At 71.4% G+C, this 15,650-nt stretch carries 16 protein-coding genes and 1 riboswitch; of the genes, 9 read left to right on the top strand and 7 right to left on the bottom strand.

What is annotated here, in order from left to right:
• The first annotated feature begins 148 nt into the window (after nucleotides 1–148).
• Entirely contained in the window at nucleotides 149–1,006 is an 858-nt protein-coding gene (locus tag AB0K21_RS21075) for a hypothetical protein (RefSeq protein ID WP_364152053.1), read from the top strand.
• Here the strand turns inward: AB0K21_RS21075 and AB0K21_RS21080 are convergent.
• The 7 genes from AB0K21_RS21080 to AB0K21_RS21110 all read right to left on the bottom strand — a co-directional run bounded on the left by AB0K21_RS21080 (nucleotide 996) and on the right by AB0K21_RS21110 (nucleotide 6,904).
• Nucleotides 996–2,564, bottom strand: a complete 1,569-nt coding sequence (locus AB0K21_RS21080) for an FAD-dependent monooxygenase (protein WP_364152056.1) — start codon at nucleotides 2,562–2,564, stop codon at nucleotides 996–998. The genes AB0K21_RS21075 and AB0K21_RS21080 overlap by 11 nt on opposite strands.
• Nucleotides 2,565–2,627: 63 nt before the next feature.
• Complete coding sequence (locus AB0K21_RS21085; RefSeq protein ID WP_364152722.1) at nucleotides 2,628–3,290, bottom strand: zinc ABC transporter substrate-binding protein; 663 nt, start codon at nucleotides 3,288–3,290, stop codon at nucleotides 2,628–2,630.
• Between the two features lie 128 nt (nucleotides 3,291–3,418).
• Entirely contained in the window at nucleotides 3,419–4,234 is an 816-nt protein-coding gene (locus AB0K21_RS21090) for a metal ABC transporter permease (RefSeq protein WP_364152059.1), read from the bottom strand.
• Nucleotides 4,231–4,899, bottom strand: coding sequence for an ATP-binding cassette domain-containing protein (locus AB0K21_RS21095; RefSeq protein WP_364152062.1), 669 nt, complete (start codon nucleotides 4,897–4,899; stop codon nucleotides 4,231–4,233). Before AB0K21_RS21095 ends, AB0K21_RS21090 begins: the two co-directional genes overlap by 4 nt.
• A gap of 119 nt (nucleotides 4,900–5,018) precedes the next feature.
• On the bottom strand, nucleotides 5,019–5,582 hold the full coding sequence (locus AB0K21_RS21100) for an MFS transporter (RefSeq protein ID WP_364152065.1): 564 nt from the start codon (nucleotides 5,580–5,582) through the stop codon (nucleotides 5,019–5,021).
• A gap of 10 nt (nucleotides 5,583–5,592) precedes the next feature.
• Complete coding sequence (locus AB0K21_RS21105) at nucleotides 5,593–6,213, bottom strand: copper resistance protein CopC (RefSeq protein ID WP_364152068.1); 621 nt, start codon at nucleotides 6,211–6,213, stop codon at nucleotides 5,593–5,595.
• A gap of 133 nt (nucleotides 6,214–6,346) precedes the next feature.
• The gene (locus AB0K21_RS21110; RefSeq protein ID WP_364152071.1) at nucleotides 6,347–6,904 is read right to left on the bottom strand and encodes a hypothetical protein; all 558 of its coding nucleotides are present in this window, start codon (nucleotides 6,902–6,904) and stop codon (nucleotides 6,347–6,349) included.
• 296 nt (nucleotides 6,905–7,200) lie between these two features.
• Nucleotides 7,201–7,382: riboswitch (cobalamin riboswitch) on the top strand.
• Nucleotides 7,383–7,548: 166 nt separating this feature from the next.
• On the opposite strand from AB0K21_RS21110, the gene AB0K21_RS21115 reads away from it, so the two are divergent.
• The 8 genes from AB0K21_RS21115 (at nucleotide 7,549) to AB0K21_RS21150 (ending at nucleotide 15,610) form a co-directional block, all read left to right on the top strand.
• The gene (locus AB0K21_RS21115; RefSeq protein ID WP_364152074.1) at nucleotides 7,549–8,760 is read left to right on the top strand and encodes an ABC transporter substrate-binding protein; all 1,212 of its coding nucleotides are present in this window, start codon (nucleotides 7,549–7,551) and stop codon (nucleotides 8,758–8,760) included.
• The gene (locus tag AB0K21_RS21120) at nucleotides 8,757–9,836 is read left to right on the top strand and encodes an iron ABC transporter permease (protein ID WP_364152077.1); all 1,080 of its coding nucleotides are present in this window, start codon (nucleotides 8,757–8,759) and stop codon (nucleotides 9,834–9,836) included. The genes AB0K21_RS21115 and AB0K21_RS21120 overlap by 4 nt, the downstream gene beginning before the upstream one ends.
• Before the next feature lie 2 nt (nucleotides 9,837–9,838).
• On the top strand, nucleotides 9,839–11,632 hold the full coding sequence (locus AB0K21_RS21125) for an ATP-binding cassette domain-containing protein (RefSeq protein ID WP_364152080.1): 1,794 nt from the start codon (nucleotides 9,839–9,841) through the stop codon (nucleotides 11,630–11,632).
• Nucleotides 11,629–12,177, top strand: a complete 549-nt coding sequence (locus AB0K21_RS21130; RefSeq protein WP_364152083.1) for a hypothetical protein — start codon at nucleotides 11,629–11,631, stop codon at nucleotides 12,175–12,177. Before AB0K21_RS21125 ends, AB0K21_RS21130 begins: the two co-directional genes overlap by 4 nt.
• Nucleotides 12,174–12,584 (top strand): (2Fe-2S) ferredoxin domain-containing protein, encoded by a 411-nt coding sequence (locus AB0K21_RS21135; protein WP_364152086.1) that lies wholly within the window; start codon nucleotides 12,174–12,176, stop codon nucleotides 12,582–12,584. The genes AB0K21_RS21130 and AB0K21_RS21135 overlap by 4 nt, the downstream gene beginning before the upstream one ends.
• A gap of 145 nt (nucleotides 12,585–12,729) precedes the next feature.
• A complete protein-coding gene (locus tag AB0K21_RS21140; protein ID WP_364152089.1) occupies nucleotides 12,730–13,725 on the top strand; it encodes an ABC transporter substrate-binding protein in 996 nt (331 codons plus the stop codon).
• A gap of 50 nt (nucleotides 13,726–13,775) precedes the next feature.
• Nucleotides 13,776–14,792: an iron ABC transporter permease gene (locus tag AB0K21_RS21145; RefSeq protein WP_364152725.1), complete on the top strand. Its 1,017-nt coding sequence runs from the start codon at nucleotides 13,776–13,778 to the stop codon at nucleotides 14,790–14,792.
• Complete coding sequence (locus tag AB0K21_RS21150) at nucleotides 14,789–15,610, top strand: ABC transporter ATP-binding protein (protein ID WP_364152092.1); 822 nt, start codon at nucleotides 14,789–14,791, stop codon at nucleotides 15,608–15,610. Before AB0K21_RS21145 ends, AB0K21_RS21150 begins: the two co-directional genes overlap by 4 nt.
• The last annotated feature ends 40 nt before the right edge of the window (nucleotides 15,611–15,650 follow it).

The raw sequence follows: 15,650 nt of genomic DNA on the forward strand, positions 1-15,650 counted from the left end.
GCTTTTAGTTCGGGCAGGGACAACCGAAACCGAAGTGGCCGGGCGGTGGCCGCTACACGCAGACCCCGGCTCCGGCCGTTGGACGACCACCGCCCGCGGGTCATGGACCGGTGGTTTCTGGGCGGGCCTGCTCTGGTTGCGGGCGATCATGAGCGGTGATCCCGCCGACCGGGCCGCCGCGACCGGCCGCACCGCGCTGCTCGGCCCCTGGATCGAGGCCGACACCGCGACCCGGGGCCTGATCTTCTGGTACGGCACCGCGTTCGGCGTCGCGGGTGGGGACACCGCGGCGGCGGCGCTTCGCGACCGCGCGGCCCGCGCCTGCCTGGACGCCTACGACTCCGGGCTCGGGTTGGTGCCCTGGGGGGAGGCGTTCGGCGGTCCCCGCGAGGTGGCTCGGGTCGACGGGCTGCCCGGCCTCCTGCAACTCCTGCGCCTGCAAGGGCCCGGCGGGATCACAGCCGCCCGGAATCAGCTCGAACTGCAGCTCGGGCTGACGACGGGGGAGCGGGAGCCGCGCCCGGCCTGGCGGGCGCGGCCGGATGGTACCTGGGCGCACCATTCCGATCCGGCGCCCGGCTGGAGTCGTACGGCGGCCTGGCTGTCCCTGGCGGTCGCCGACGCCGGCGACGAGGCAGAGCGACGGAAGTTGCTGAGTCATCCCCGGGTGGCCGCCCGGTTCGCGGCGACCTCGCCCGCCGTCCCCCTGGCACGTCCCGGCGGACCACCCGATACCTCGGCCGCCGCGATCGAGGCCGTGGCCGCCCTCAAGCTGGCCGCGCGAGCCTCCGCGACCTGCCCGCAGACAGCGGCCCGGCTGCGGGAGCGGGCCACCGCCGTGCTGCGCGAACTGGTTACCGCGCACCTGCGCGACGGCCGCCTCCTGAACGGGTGCTACGACATCGACCACGGCGTGGCCACCCGCCACGAACTGGTGTGGGGCGACTTCTTCCTGGCCGTGGGTCTGGCGACCCTCACCGGAGTGATCAGCCCCTTCACCTGCTGAGTACCGTGGCCAGCGCCTGGGCGACGGCCTGCTCCGGACGATCCGGCAGCCAGGGGCATCGCCAGGCGACGTGGTCGTCGGGACGGACGAGGACGGCGCCGTCGGCCTCGATCCCACAGGCGGTGGCGATGTCCGCGTCGCCCACATGCACCAGCAGGGGTACACCCTGGGGCACCGACTCTCGCCAGGGGGCTCCGCCCGGCCCGGTGAGCAGGGTGAAGCCGGTGCCGACAAGGTCGAGCGTGGAGATCTCGCGCCCCTCAGGGCGCGTCCACAGGTGGGGAAGACGATGTCCCGGGCGGGCCGAGGGCCGGTAGGCGCAGACCGGATCCGGCAGGTCGGGGGGCGATGTGCCGTCGGGGACAACCGCCGCGCCGGGGCCGTCGTAGGCATAGCCCAAGACGAGTCCGTCGCTGGGGCGCGAGCACGGCCGGGGCCCGTCCACGCCCGAAAGGACGGCGGTGGATTCCAGAGTCGCGAGCAGGCTGCGACGGCTCTGGGTGACGGTGTCGGCCCCGACGGGGCGCCGCTCGGCCTCGTAGGAGTCGAGCAGTTCGGGCCCCGCCCAGCCCTGCAGGACGGCGGCGAGTTTCCAGGCGAGGTTGTCGGCGTCCTGGATGCCGCAGTTCATCCCGAATCCGCCGTAGGGAGTCATGGGATGTGCCGCGTCCCCGGCCAGGAACACCCGACCTGCCCGGTAACGGTCGGCCAGCAACGCGGCGGCGGTCCACTCCTGTGTCGCGATCACGTCGATGTCGAGATCCGGTACGGCCGCCGCCTCGTGGATCAGATCAGCGCAGTCGCGGGGGGTCAGGTCGTCGACCGCGCGGCGCGCGGGGTCGTGGACGAGGTTGAACAGCCATCGGCGCCGGTTGTCCACCGTCATGAACGTGCCGGTCAGTGCGGGATTGGCGATGGTGTAGATCAGGCTGAGCCGGTCGGCGAGGTGTGGGCGCAGGTCGGCTTCGAACAGGATGTTGAGATTGCGGCTGAGGGCGAGGTCGCCGGACATGGCGATGCCAAGCTCGCGCCGTACGAAACTGCCGGCGCCGTCGGCGGCGATGACATAGGCGGTACGGAGGGTCGATGTCTGTCCGTCGGCGTCGCGCAGCCACGCGGTCACCCCCCGCTCATCCTGCTCCAGCGCGATCAGTTCCTGGCCGAAGTGCACCCAGCCGGGGCCGAGCGACTCGGCGTGCTCACGCAGCAGCGGCTCCAGCACGTCTTGGGAGCAGACCGCGGTGAAGGCAGGGCTGAAGGCCGCCCGCGCCGGGTCGGGCAGGTTGCTGTTACGGATGTGATCGGCGCAGGTCAGGGAGGTGCCGAAGAAGAAGTGCAGGCTCTCCTCGCGGGGCACTCCGGCGGCCAGCACGGCCTCCTCCAGGCCGTAGCGGCGCAGCACCTCCATGGTGCGGATGCTGAGCGCTCGCCCCTTGGGGAAGGCCGAGGTGGCCGCATGCCGCTCGACGAGCAGCGAGGGCACCCCGAACCCGGACAGCGCGATCGACGCGCACAGGCCGACCGGTCCGCCGCCGACGATGAGCACGGGAACGTCCACGTGCCTCCTTCCAGAAAAAAGGGGTGGCGGGGCGGCTCGTACGGAACCGCCCCGCACGATCGGTCAGCCCAGGGCCGCGGTCAGCGCGTCGGCGCCTGCCCGGTACACGGCGAGCAGATCCAGCCCCTGGTCGGGGAAGTTGTTGATGACCACACGCTTGGCCTCGACACCCGCAAGGGCGTCCCCGCCGGGCATGGCGGAGTTGTCGAGCACCAGTTGGGGCTTCTTGCCGGCCAGCTCGGAGATCTGGCCGGCGGTGGGCGGCTGCGGGCCGAACACCCCGGCCGGCTGGGCGCCGGCCAGGTCGGCGGCCCAGACCACGAACGCCTGCGAGACGATCACCGGCGCGGTGCCCTTGGTGGCAGCGGTGACCTTCTCCTTCAACGCGGTGTACTCGGTGTCGAAGGCCGCGGTCCACGCCTCGGCGGCCTGGGCGGTGCCGAACTCACCGCCCAGGCGCCGCACCTCGGCCTTGACCTTGTCGGGGGCGTTGTCCAGGGAGACCTCGATCAGCTTGGCCTTGGACCCGGCGGCCTCCTTGAGCTTGCCGGCGAAGCCCTCGAAGGCGGCGTACAGCACCACGTCGGCCTCGGCCACTTTCGCCAGATCCGACGGCTTGGGGTCGTAGTCGGCGGCGTGGTGCACGCCGGGTGGGACGATCACCGTGATGTCGGTCGCGCCTGCGGCCTTGGCGAACCCCGCCTCCCAGGTGGAGGCGGCGACCACCTTCAAACCGCCTCCCGTGGATGAAGTGGGAGAAGCGGAGGGGGAAGCCTCCTCGGTGCTCCCGCAGGCGGCCATGGCCAGCGCGGCGACAGCGGCCAAGGCAGCGAGACGGAATCGGCGCAAGATGATCATTTCGTGAGGATCCTTTCCGGGATCGAGTAGAGAAGGACGGTGCAGACCCCGCCGACTAGCACCAGCACCGGGCCTGGCGGGAAGTCGAAGAGCAGGGCGAGGCAGAAGCCGCCCAGGTTGAAAGCCAGCCCGAAGGCGACCGACCAGCCGACCATGGCCGACAACGACCGGCCGACCCGGCGCGCGGCCAGGGCGGGCAGCAAGGTGAGCGCGTCGACCAGCAGCGCCCCGGTCAGCCGGATGGCCGAGGCGATCGCCACCGCGATCACCACCAGCAGGACGAGCGTGAGCCGCTCCACGGCCACCCCCGAGCAGACGGCCAGCTCACGGTCGTGCAGCAGCAGGGCCAGGTCCTTCCTGCGCAGCCCGTACAGCACCGGGACAAGCACGGCCAAAACGGCGAGCGCGGCCACATCCCCGGGGCGGGTCGCCAGGATCGACCCCCACAGCAGTTCGAACGCCCCGTTGGCGTTCACCCCGGAGATCGACAACACCAGCAGCGCCGCCGCGATGGCCAGCGTCATCAGCAGGCCCATCGCCCCCGACAACCCCGCGCTGCTGCGGGCCAGCGGCGTGAGCGCGCCACCGGTCAGCCCGCACAGCACCAGCGCGCACAGCAGCGGGTCCAGCCCGGTCAGCAGGCCGATCGCGATGCCCAGCAGCGCGACGTGCATCATCGCGAAACGGACCGGCATGATGTCCAGCCCCACGATGAACACCCCGACGATCGGCAGCGCCACCGAACCGAGCAGCAGCGCCACCAGGGCCAGCCGGACCGAGGGAATCTCCAGCAGCGTCCAGATCGAGTTCACCGGACCTCCCGCAGCCGCCCGGCGGCCATCTCGGCCACCCGCCCGCACGCCTGGGCGACCACCCGGTCATGGGTGACCACCACCACGCTCACCGCCAGCCCGGCCAGCACGCCGGCGACCTGCTCCTGACCGGCGAAGTCCAGCGCCGCGGTCGGCTCGTCGGCCAGCACCAGCCCCGCCCCGGCCGCGACCTGTCCCAGCGCCCGCGCCAGGTAGGCGCGCTGCAACTGGCCACCCGACAGGGTGGCCAGCGGGCGTTCCAGCAGTGCGCCCACTCCCAGGTCCTCGGCCGCGGCGAACGCCCGCTCGGCGTGTCCGCCGCTGGCCAGCAGCTCGCGCACCAGCAGCGGAAAGCGTCCGGCCGCTTGGCGCTGCGGGATCCAGGCGACCTCGGAGCGGCGGCGGGCCCAGTCGGCCGGCGTGCGCGCCCGCCGTCCCGAGACCTCGATCACCCCGGAGACCTCGCGATGCAGTCCAAGAAGCGCGCGCAGCAGCGTGCTCTTGCCCGAGCCGTTGGTGCCGGTGATGGCCAGATGCTCGCCGGGGGCGAGCGCCAGGTCGACGGCGTCCACCGCGAGGAGCCGGCCGTGCCGGCAGCTCACGGCGGACAGGCGTAGGTCGGCGGCGGACGCCGGGGAACCGGACAAGGGGACGGGGACGGGCATGGGCGTACTCCGGTTGGGGGGAGGGGCAGGGCGGCAGCCGGGCGGACCGGGTCCGCCCGGGAGGGCATCGTGAGGAGGCGGGACCGCCTGTGGGGGGCAGCCCGTGAAGGGGGAGCGGCTCAGCCGCGGATCGGCAGTGGCGGGGCCCGCCCGCTGAGCGCGTACCGCAATAGCGCGGACCGCAGGAGCGGCGGTGCGAGGGAAGTCGTACGCGATAGGCGGGCAGGCGCGGCCGTCTGGCTACACCGGACCTTCAGCAACCGGAACAGCCGGACGGCGAGGCGGCGCAGCACCGCCCAGAGCGCGGCCTCGCCACGAGCCAGCCACAGCGCGGCCAGCGCTCCCGCCCAGCCGTGCGCCACCACCATGCCCAGCCCGGGGACCAGCCCGGAACCGGAATGCGCGTGCCCGCCGACCTCGGCCAGCGGCGCGATGAGGTGAACCGTGGAAAAAAGCAGGTGCAACGCCACCTGCGTGCCTGTCAGCAACGGCCAGATCACGCCCAGGCCGCGCTCGCCGCCGGTCGCGGGCAGCGCCACCAGGAACGCCAGCGCCAAGGCGCACGCCGCCGCCGGCGCGGAGACGACGCCCCCGCCGGACAGGTGTGCGAGCACGCCGAGCCCCAGGCACACCACGGCGAAGGCCGCGGCGCGGGCGAGACGTAGCGTCAGGTGCGCGGGCATGGCCGGCGGATCACTCCGCGCCGCCGGGACGGCCTCGGCGAGAGGCCTGCAACCAGATGCCCGCGCCGATGGCCACGATCGCGGCGAGTGCGACCCAGATCCAGCCCGGCAGGCTCCCGGCGTTCTCCTGCTCGCCGGTGGCGGAAGCGGGGCCAGGCGAAACGGGCTGCGCGACCACCGGTGCGGACGCCGAAGCCGTCGGCTCCGGCACCGGTGTGGTCGCGACGGTCGGTGCGGCCTTCGCGGACGGTGTCGCCGGGGCGGTCACGGTGAAGGGAGTCTCCCCCTCGATCGGATGACCGTCGGAGGAGACCACCCGCCAGGCGATCACATAGTCACCCGGGTCCAGAGGCGCCGAAACGTCGGAGGTGACCGTGTCACCTGCGACCTTCGCTTTGCCGATGTCGATGATCGTGTCGCTCGCCGTACGCAGCGCGACCGCTGGGAAGCGGACCTGAGAGCTGAACTCCAGCTTGATCCGTTCGACGGCGGAGACCTTGGCATCCTTGGCTGGAGAGCTGCTCTTGAGACGGTCGTGGGCGAGCGCGGCGGGTGCGCCGAGCAGGACGAATATGGCGCAACACAGGGCGGTGACAACGGTCGTGCGGACGGATCGTGGCAGGGACGCCATCGTGGACTCCAGAAGGGACCTCCGGCCGTGCCCTCGGCACAGACCGGCGAAACGGAAGGAACGCCTCCAGTGAAAAAAGGAGGGCGTCTGGTCACGGGGGCACGCCGCCCTCCGGACCCTTCCTCCAGGTCCTTCAGTCGGCGTGTCGCGGCACGGGCGGGCCGCGCCGCCGCAGCACCGGCAGGATTTCCCAGCCGCCGTACGGCCGGACATCGGCGGCCGGAACGGCCCGCCACACCGGCGGCGCCACCTCGGCGGGGACGGCGAACAACAGCCGGATCAGCGGCCTCGGCCCGCCGTACAGGCGGATCATCAGCCACAGGGCGCTCTCGCCCCGGTGCAGCCACCATCCGGTGCCCAACGCCACCGCGAGATGGATCATCGTCATGCCCAGGCCGGAATGGCCGTGCTCAGCGGAGGACATCGCCTGCGGCGCGGGCGCGGCGCGATTGAACAGCTCATGCAGCAGGATCTGCGCGCCGATGGTCGCGCCGAGCACGACCTCCACACCGCGCTCGCGCCCGTTGAGCGCGTACGCCACGCAGAAGGCGATCAGTGCGCCCAGAACGGCCAGGTGCGGCGGGATCAGGCCGCCCCCGGCCAGCGCGTGGCCGCCCGCGGAGACCGCGAGGCACATCGTCGCGAAGACGATGGCTCGTGGCACGCGCAGCGCCGACGCCGTAGGGGTCACAAAGGACATCCTGTCAGCCGGGTGGCTCGCCGAGAAGACCGGGACGGCGGATCATGCCTCAGGCCGTCGCGGCCGGGTGCATGAATCTCATACCCGGACATACGTGGGAACGGCTCCCGCCGTTCACCCGAAACGCGGGACGGTCATGCGAAGAGCGCCTCGTTTCCCATGGCGGCCGTGCGTGTGGAGCCGGATCGCGTGCCGTCCGGGACCGCACGCACGGCACGCGCGGCGGTCCCGGACGCCGTTGCAACGATCACTGAACGAACCGGTCGGGGGCTTGTCGTTAATGGTGGTTGTGCGAACATGGTCGGCGTAGGCGACGGCGGAACGAGGAAACCGGTGTGAATCCGGTGCGGTCCCGCCACTGTGATCGGCGAGTGAATCCCGAACAGGCCACTGCCCGCGTGCGGGTGGGAAGGCCGGGAGGAGCATCGACCCGAGAGCCAGGAGACTCACGCTGTCGCCTCCTCACGAAATGGGGCGGATCTCCCCAAGAGAGGATGGTGGCCGTCATGCGGTTCTCCCGCTATAGGGCCCTTCAGCCTGCCCGTCGTGCAGGACTCTCCTGGTGATCCGGCCTCTCGCCCGTCGCGGCAGCCGTCGAGGAACGGTGGCCGCGGCCAGTTTCCAGGAGACCACCTATGGGCATCCCCCGCCCGATCACCGGCGTGCTGCTCGCCGTCCTGCTCACCGCCACCGCCTGTGGCGCCCCCGCGTCGCAGGGCTCACCGAGCGCTTCGGCGGCACCGCCTTCGGCCGAGGGCCGTTGCGTCACGAGCTTCGACGCCGCCAAGGACTACTTCCCGGTCAAGCAGAAGGTGGAGCACGCGACGAACTTCACGCTGACCTACGCCAAGAACTATCAGGTCCTCACCGTCAAGCAGCCCGCCCCCGGCGCCAAACCGGAGACCTACGTGCTGGTGCGGTGCGGTACCCCGGCTCCCGCGCTCACCGGCGAGCTGGCCGCGGCGGTCACCGTCGAGACCCCGATCGAGCGGCTGTTCTCCGCTTCGACGACCCACCTGCCGTTCATCACCGACCTGGGCGTGCTGGAGCGGCTTACCGGTGTTTCGTCGGCCGGGTACATCACTTCCCCCCAGGTGCTGGCCCAGGTGAAGGCCGGGAAGATCACCGAGTACGCCAAGGGTCAGGAAGTCGACACCGAGAAGGTGATCGCCGCCAAGCCGGACGTGCTGATGAGCGGCGGCACCGAGGACAAGTCCTACGGCCCGTTGCGCCAGGCCGGGATCAAGGTGGTGGCCAACGCGGAATGGCTGGAGTCCACCGCGCTGGGCCGCGCCGAGTGGATCAAGGTGATGGCCGCGCTGACCGGTACCGAGGCCAAGGCCGGTGAGGTGTTCGGCAAGGTCGAGACCGACTACACCGCCTTGGCCGCCAAGGCCAAGGCGGCCGCGCCGGTCACCGTGCTGCCGGGCCAGATGTACGAGGGGCAGTGGTCGGTGCCCAACGGCGGCAGCTATGTCGCGGGGCTGATCAAGGACGCGGGCGGCACCTACCCGTGGGCGGACACGCCGGGCCCCGGCAGCACCACCTTGGACCTGGAGGCTGTGCTGTCCAAGGCCAGGGACGCCAAGGTGTGGCTGGCCACCGTGAACGAGTGGAAGAGCCTGGCCGATGTGGAGAAGGCCGACCCGCGCTATGCCAAGTTCGGCGCGTTCGAGTCCGGGAGCGTCTGGTCGGCGAACAGGACGCTCGGGCCTGGGGGCGGCAACGACTTCTACGAGCGCGGCGTCGGCCACCCGGACCTGATCCTGGCCGACCTGGTCGCGATTTTGCACCCAGACCTCGCGCCAGGGCACGCCTTCACCTTCTACCAGCAGCTGACCAGGTGACGGCTCTGGCCCTCGCAGGCGTTCCGGCGGCGGCCCAGCGCCGCCGGAGCGTCGTCCTGGCCGCTCTGGGGATCACGGTGCCGCTGACCTTCGTGCTGGCGGTCCTGCTCGGATCGACCCTGATCCCGCTGAACCAGGTGCTGGCGGCGCTGGTGCGTGACACCGGCGCGGATCCGGGGGTTCAGGAGATCATCTGGACGGTACGGCTGCCGCGCGCCATCACCGCGGCCCTGGCCGGAGCAGCCCTGTCAGTTTCGGGAGTGCAACTGCAGACCCTGTTTCGCAACCCGCTGGCCGAGCCGTACATCCTGGGGGTGAGCTCGGGCGCGAGCCTGGGCGTGGCCCTGGTGATCATCGGGTGGGGCGGCGCGGCCGGCGCGTTCACCGCGGGCATCGCGGGCCTGGGCCGCGCGGGCGTGGTGGTGGCCGCCTCGGCCGGTGCGGCCACGGTGCTGGTGCTGGTGCTGGTGCTGTCGCGGCGGGTCAGGTCGGTGATGACGTTGCTGATCATCGGCGTGATGGTGGGGTCGGCCGCCACCTCGCTCATCACGCTGCTGCTGGTCTACACCGACCCGCAGCGGGCCCAGCAGTTCATCATGTGGGGTCTGGGCAGCTTCGCCGGCACCACCTGGGGGGACCTCGGGGTGTTCGTGCCGGTCTGCGTGGCCGCGCTGGCGGGTGCGCTGGCCGGGGTCAAAGCGCTCAACGCGCTGCTACTGGGCGAGAACTACGCGCGCACGATGGGCGTGCAGGTCCGGGGGGTGCGCACGCTCACCCTGCTGACCTCCTCGGTGCTGGCCGGGGCGGTGACCGCCTACTGCGGGCCGATCGCCTTCCTTGGCCTGGCGGTGCCGCACGTGGCCCGGCTGCTGCTGGGCACCGCCGACCATCGGGTGCTCATGCCCGCGGCCGTCCTGCTGGGCGCCGCCGTGGCGCTGGCGTGCTGTGTGGCCACCCAGGCGCCGGGCAGCGGGGTCGTGCTGCCGCTGAACGCCGTGACCACCATCGTGGGCGCGCCAGTGGTGATCGCCGTACTGCTGCGCAGCCGCGCGGCCCGAACCGGACTGGCGGTGTGAGCATGAGCCTGGAACTGCGCGCACTGCACGCCGGATACCCCGCCCGGCGGGGACAGCAGGAGCGTCGCGTGCTCGGCGACCTGGACGCCGAGGCCCTGGCGGGCGAGCTGACCGTGCTGATCGGCCCGAACGGCACCGGCAAGTCCACGCTGCTTCGTACCATGGCCGGGCTCCAGCCCGCGCTGGGCGGCCAGGTAAACGTCGACGGCGTCGGCATCGAGACCCTGCCCGCCGCCCGCCTGGCCAGGAGCCTGGCCGTCGTGCTCACCGAACGCGATCTGCCGCCGCTGCTGAGCGCCCGCGAACTGGCCGGGCTGGGCCGTCACCCGCATACCGGATTCACCGGACGGCTGTCGCCCGGTGACCACGAGATCGTCACGTGGGCGTTGACCGCTGTGAACGCGGGCCATCTGGCCGACCGGGCGGTGAGCGAGCTGTCCGACGGCGAGCGCCAGCGGGTGCTCGTCGCCCGCGCCCTGGCCCAGGAACCGGCGGCGATCTTGTTGGATGAGCCGACCGCCTTCCTCGACGTCACCTCCCGGGTGGCGCTCATGGGCCTGCTGCGCCGTCTGGCCCGCGAGAAGAACCTGGTCATCGTGGTCTCCACCCATGATCTGGAACTGGCGCTGCGGGTCGCCGACCGGATGTGGCTGATCGACCCGGCGGGCCGCCTGCACACCGGGACCCCGGAGGAGCTGACGCTGCGGGAGGTGATCGGCGCCTCCTTCGACGGGGCTGAACTGACCTTCGACGCGGCTTCCGGCATGTTCGTGCCGCAGAGCGGGACCGGCGCCACCGTCCGTGTCCTCGCCGAGGGTCTGCACGCTCCGCTGCTGGAGCGGGCGCTGGCCCGAGAGGGCTGGCATACGGTCGGCGCCGGGCCCGCCGAGTTGGCGGTGGAATGGACGGGCGACGGCTACGAGGCGGCCTACGACGGCACCACCCACTGGTTCGCCACTTTGCCCGACATGGCCACCTGGACGCGTACGGCGCACTCCCGGCTCACCGTCGCCCGGCCCGGACTGCTTCCCGCCTCACCGCCGACGGTGTCCGCGGCGATCGCCGACGTCTCCACGATCAGCGGCTACTTCGACGTCGGGATCGGCCCGATCGAAGCGGGCTGGCGACCGCTCATCGACCTGCTGGTCGACCCTGAGCCCCTGCGGCAGCGAATCACCGATGTCGCCGAACGCCTGGGGACCGACGAGATGCGGGTGGCGGCCTCCATCTTGTTCCAGGGGCTGGCGGCCCGGCTGTGGTCACCCGTCATCGGCGCGGCGGTAGCGCACGACCTGCTCTTGGACCTGGCCCCCTTGCGAGTCCACTGGCAGGCGGCGTCCAGCGGGCCGCTGCCGCTGCGGGCCGAGCGCCTGACCGGCTGGCAGATCCTCGACCCCGCCAGGATCGCCGAACCGCTGCACCGCAACGTGCTGACCGAGGTGCTGGAGCCGCTGGCGCAGGGCGTACAGGAAATCGTGAAGATCGCCCCTGGGCTGCTGTGGGGCAACACCGCCTCCGCCCTGGCAGGAACGGTTCGGACCATCGCCCGTCAACGACCCGAACTCGCCGCGCGGGCCATCGCGCTCGGGCGCGAGCTGCTCGCACTGGGGGTACTGCGAGGTAGCGGCGACCTGGTCGAGCCCGCCCCGGGGCAGCCGTTCTTCGTCCGGCGCAGCTGCTGTCTGTATTACCGCCTGCCCGAGGGCGGCAAGTGCGGAGACTGTGCCCTCATCGACCCCGAAACCCGCCACCGGCAGTGGGCCGCGGCCCTGCGACAGACCAAAGGATTCTCATGAGCCACACCGTCGTCGAGGAACACGGCACAGGAACTCTGCACGTGTGGGCGTTGCCCACCGACGAACGCACCCTGCTGTCGCTGGTCACCGGCATCTTCGAGAAATACTGGGAACACATCTGGTTCGGCGTCATCGTCCAGGGCGCGGCCTGGGAGGTCGCCGCCCCCAACGCGCCCGAGCGGATCAGCCTGTACGACGGCTATGTCACCGTCGACTTCGGCCGCTGGCACTTTCACCTGTGCATCGGCGAGCACACCGCCAGTGGCCCCGAACTCGGGCGGATCCGCCGCTGCGCCCGCGCCGAGCTGTATCGCTCGATCGGCGCCGACGGCAGCCCCGTCTCCTGGGGCGTGCGGATGTTCAACGGCCGGGATGACCAGCTGATGACGGTGCTGCTGCCCAACCCGTTCCTCACCGACCGCCAGCAGATCCTCGACCCGCCCGACTATGAGCGTCTGGCCGCCTGGGACGAACTGCGCGCCACCTACCTCGGCCTGGGACCCGACCCGCTGGATCGCACCGGAAAGGGATTCAAGCACGCATGAGCAGGCTCACCGTCTGCCGGGACTGCTGCTGCGGCAGCGCCCGCAAGGTCCCCGGTCTCGACCACGACGAGCAGCTCCGCCGCCTGTCGGAGATCGCCGAGGTCCACATCAGCGACTGCCTGGATGTGTGCGAGCAGGCCAACGTCATCGTCGTCCGCCCCTCGCCCGCCGGACGCGCCGCGGGCGGGCGGCCGGTATGGCTCGGCCTGGTCAACCACTCCGATGCCGTCGAGGATATCGCCGCCTGGATCCGGGGCGGCGGTCCCGGCCTCGCGCCGATTCCCGACATCCTCACCCTGCACGCCTTCACCCCGCCTGGCCTGGTCAGAGTGAGGAAAGACCCGCTCGTCCGAGGGCTTTCCGTGGTGAGCCCCGAAGAAGGCGTCTCAGCGAACAGGGAACCGTGATGCCGGACCAGCGCTCTTGCGGCCAAGCGTCGTGTCCGGGCCGGTTTCGGCGGCGCCGTATCAGCTTTTTGTCGTTGATTTGAAGATCCGGCTTCTCGCCTCATCCCGCTCATCGGGCTCAGCCCGTGAGTGAAAGGACCTGTTCATGACGAGCCGACGCTCGCTCCCCCTCCTCCCACTTCTCGTATCCGCCTTGCTGGTGGCCGGCTGTGGAACCACCGAGCAGCCCACCGCCGGCCCCACGGCTGTCACGAGCCCGGCCGCTGCGGGCTTCCCGCTCACCGTGACCAACTGCGGCGTGAGCACTACCTTCCAGAAGCCGCCGCAGCGGGCGGTGACACTCAACCAGCATGTCACCGAGATCATGCTCGCTCTCGGGCTGGAGAAGTCGATGGTCGGGACCGCCTACCTCGACGACGAGATCCCGCCCGACTACCAGGCCGCCTATAACGGAATCAAGGTGCTCGCCGAGGAGTACCCCTCCTACGAGGCGCTGCTGTCGGCCGAGCCCGACTTCGTCTACGGCGGCTTCAACAGCGCCTTCGACGACAAGGAAGGGCGCGGCCGGGACGCCCTGGCCAAGGCCGGGATCAACTCCCACGTCAACATCGAAGCCTGCCCGACCGGTCCGGTGACCATGACCCAGGTCGAGGACGAGATCCGAACCATCGGCACCATCTTCGGGGTGGCCGACCGTGCCGAGCAGCAGATCACCGCGATGCGCGGCGTGCTGGACGGCGTCAAGGCCAAGATCGACGGGGCCGACCCGGTCAAGGTGTTCGTCTACGACAGCGGTGACAAGACCGCCTTCACCGCCGGCGGCGCCGGAATCGGCAACGAGATGATCAAACTGGCCGGTGGGACGAACCTGTTCGCCGACCTTCCCAAGTCCTTCGGAGACGTCTCCTTCGAGCAGGTCGCCGACCGGGCACCCGAGATCATCGTCATCTACGACTACGGCGACAAATCCCCGGAGGACAAGAAGAAGTTCCTGCTCGCCAACCCGGCCCTCAAGGACGTGCCCGCGATCAGGAACCAGCGGTTCGCGGTGCTACCGCTGTCGTCCACGGTGCTGGGCGTGCGGGTTCCCGCAGGGGTGGAGTCGCTGGCCCGTCAGCTGCACCCGGACCGTTTCGCGTGACCCAGATCGCTCCAACCTCGCCGTCGGTGGCCTTGGCCCGTCGCCTGCGCATGCCGTACGCGCTGGTCCTGTCAGTGCTCGGCATCGCCGTGGTCGTGGCCGCGACGGCTGGAATCTCGATCGGCTCGGTCCGCCTGCCGTTCGCCGAGGTGTGGGGCATCGTGCTGCACCGGCTCTACCCTCCGCTGGTCGAGCCCACCTGGACGCCGGTCAGGGAGACGATCGTGATGGACGTCCGCCTGCCCCGGATCCTGCTGTGCGGCGTCGTGGGGGCGGGGTTGTCGGTGTGCGGGATGGCCTTGCAGGCGCTGGTGCGCAATCCGCTGGCCGACCCGATGCTGCTCGGGGTCTCCTCGGGGGCGACGGTCGGCGCCGTCGTCGTCATGGTGTTCAACGTCTCGCTGCTCGGTGTGTTCTCGCTGCCGCTGGCCGCCTTCGCCGGCGCCTTCACGGCGCTCGTGCTGGTCTACTTCCTGGCCCGCACCGGCGGGCGGATGACGACCGTACGGCTGGTGCTGGCCGGCGTCGCCACGGCCGAGGTCCTTTCGGCGGTGGCCAGCTACCTCATCGTCACCTCCAACGACCCGCACAAGGCCGATTCGGCGCTGCGCTGGATGCTGGGCGGCCTGGCCGGCACCACCTGGGACCTCGTCTGGATCCCCGCGGCGGCGGTGCTGCTCGGCACCGGCGTACTGCTGGGTCTTGGCCGCCCGCTCAACCTGCTGCTGGCCGGGGAGGAGGCCGCCGCCGCCCTGGGACTGAACGTGCACCGCTTCCGCGGTGCGCTGTTCGCGCTGGTCGCCCTGATGATCGGCACGATCGTCGCGGTCAGCGGTTCCATCGGGTTCGTGGGGCTGATGCTGCCGCATGTGGTGCGCCTGCTGGTCGGCGCCGACCATCGGCGCGCGCTGCCCGCCGTCGCCCTGCTGGGCGCGGCCTTCCTCATCGCCGCCGACCTCGCCGCCCGCACTGTGATCGCCCCCGAGGAGATTCCGATCGGCATCCTGACCGCCCTGACCGGGGGGCCTTTCTTCCTGTGGCTCATGCGGCGGAGGGCGGCCCGGTGATCCCGGCGGACAGACCCGCGGCTCTGCACGTGGAGGACGTCGGCGTCGTCGTCAGCGGCAAGGTCCTGGTGCGGGAGGTGTCCTTGGACGTCGCCCCGGGCGAGGTCGTCGCGCTCGTCGGCCCCAACGGCGCGGGCAAGTCCACCCTGCTGCGCACCCTCTACCGTGCGCTACGCCCCACGTCGGGACAGGTGCGGCTGGACGGTGAGGACGTCTGGCGGATGACCGGCAGGCGGCTGGCCCGGCGGCTGGCCGCCGTCCTGCAGGAGACGCCCGGCGAGTTCGAGCTGACCGTGTACGACGTGGTCGCGATGGGCCGCAGCCCGCACAAGCGCGCGTTCCAGGGCGACGACGCCGATGACCGGCGCATTGTCTTGGACGCGCTGGGCGAGTTGGATGTCGCCGACCTCGCCCAGGCTCCGTTCGACCGGCTGTCCGGCGGCGAGAAGCAGCGCGTCCTCATCGCCCGCGCCCTGGCGCAACAAGCAGGGACGATGGTGCTGGACGAACCGACCAACCACCTCGACCTGCGCCACCAACTGGATGCCCTCCAGTTGGTGCGGCGGCTCGGCGTGACCGCCGTCGTCGCGCTGCACGACCTCAACCTGGCCGCGGCGTTCTGCGACCGGATCTGCGTCATGGACACCGGCCGCCTGATCGCCGCGGGCCCGCCCGCCCGGGTGCTCACCACGGCACTGCTGGCCGCGGTCTACCGGGTCGAGGCCGAGGTCACCCTGCACCCCCGCACCGGCGTCCCGCAGATCAGCGTGCTTCCAGGAGACCTGACACGACCCGACTGCGGCCCGGGGCCGTGGTGATGTGCACGGGCCGGGCCAGCCTGGTCAGGGCGGATTCGCG

This window comes from Streptosporangium sp. NPDC049248, assembly GCF_040678965.1.
In the GTDB taxonomy this organism is placed as follows: Bacteria; Actinomycetota; Actinomycetes; order Streptosporangiales; family Streptosporangiaceae; genus Streptosporangium; species Streptosporangium fukuiense.

Coding starts and splice junctions, on each gene's coding strand:
- AB0K21_RS21075 (WP_364152053.1), top strand. CDS start 149: ATGAGCGGTGATCCCGCCGACCGGGCCGCCGCGACCGGCCGCACCGCG.
- AB0K21_RS21095 (WP_364152062.1), bottom strand. CDS start 4,899: ATGCCCGTCCCCGTCCCCTTGTCCGGTTCCCCGGCGTCCGCCGCCGAC.
- AB0K21_RS21100 (WP_364152065.1), bottom strand. CDS start 5,582: ATGCCCGCGCACCTGACGCTACGTCTCGCCCGCGCCGCGGCCTTCGCC.
- AB0K21_RS21105 (WP_364152068.1), bottom strand. CDS start 6,213: ATGGCGTCCCTGCCACGATCCGTCCGCACGACCGTTGTCACCGCCCTG.
- AB0K21_RS21115 (WP_364152074.1), top strand. CDS start 7,549: ATGGGCATCCCCCGCCCGATCACCGGCGTGCTGCTCGCCGTCCTGCTC.
- AB0K21_RS21125 (WP_364152080.1), top strand. CDS start 9,839: ATGAGCCTGGAACTGCGCGCACTGCACGCCGGATACCCCGCCCGGCGG.
- AB0K21_RS21130 (WP_364152083.1), top strand. CDS start 11,629: ATGAGCCACACCGTCGTCGAGGAACACGGCACAGGAACTCTGCACGTG.
- AB0K21_RS21135 (WP_364152086.1), top strand. CDS start 12,174: ATGAGCAGGCTCACCGTCTGCCGGGACTGCTGCTGCGGCAGCGCCCGC.
- AB0K21_RS21140 (WP_364152089.1), top strand. CDS start 12,730: ATGACGAGCCGACGCTCGCTCCCCCTCCTCCCACTTCTCGTATCCGCC.
- AB0K21_RS21145 (WP_364152725.1), top strand. CDS start 13,776: ATGCCGTACGCGCTGGTCCTGTCAGTGCTCGGCATCGCCGTGGTCGTG.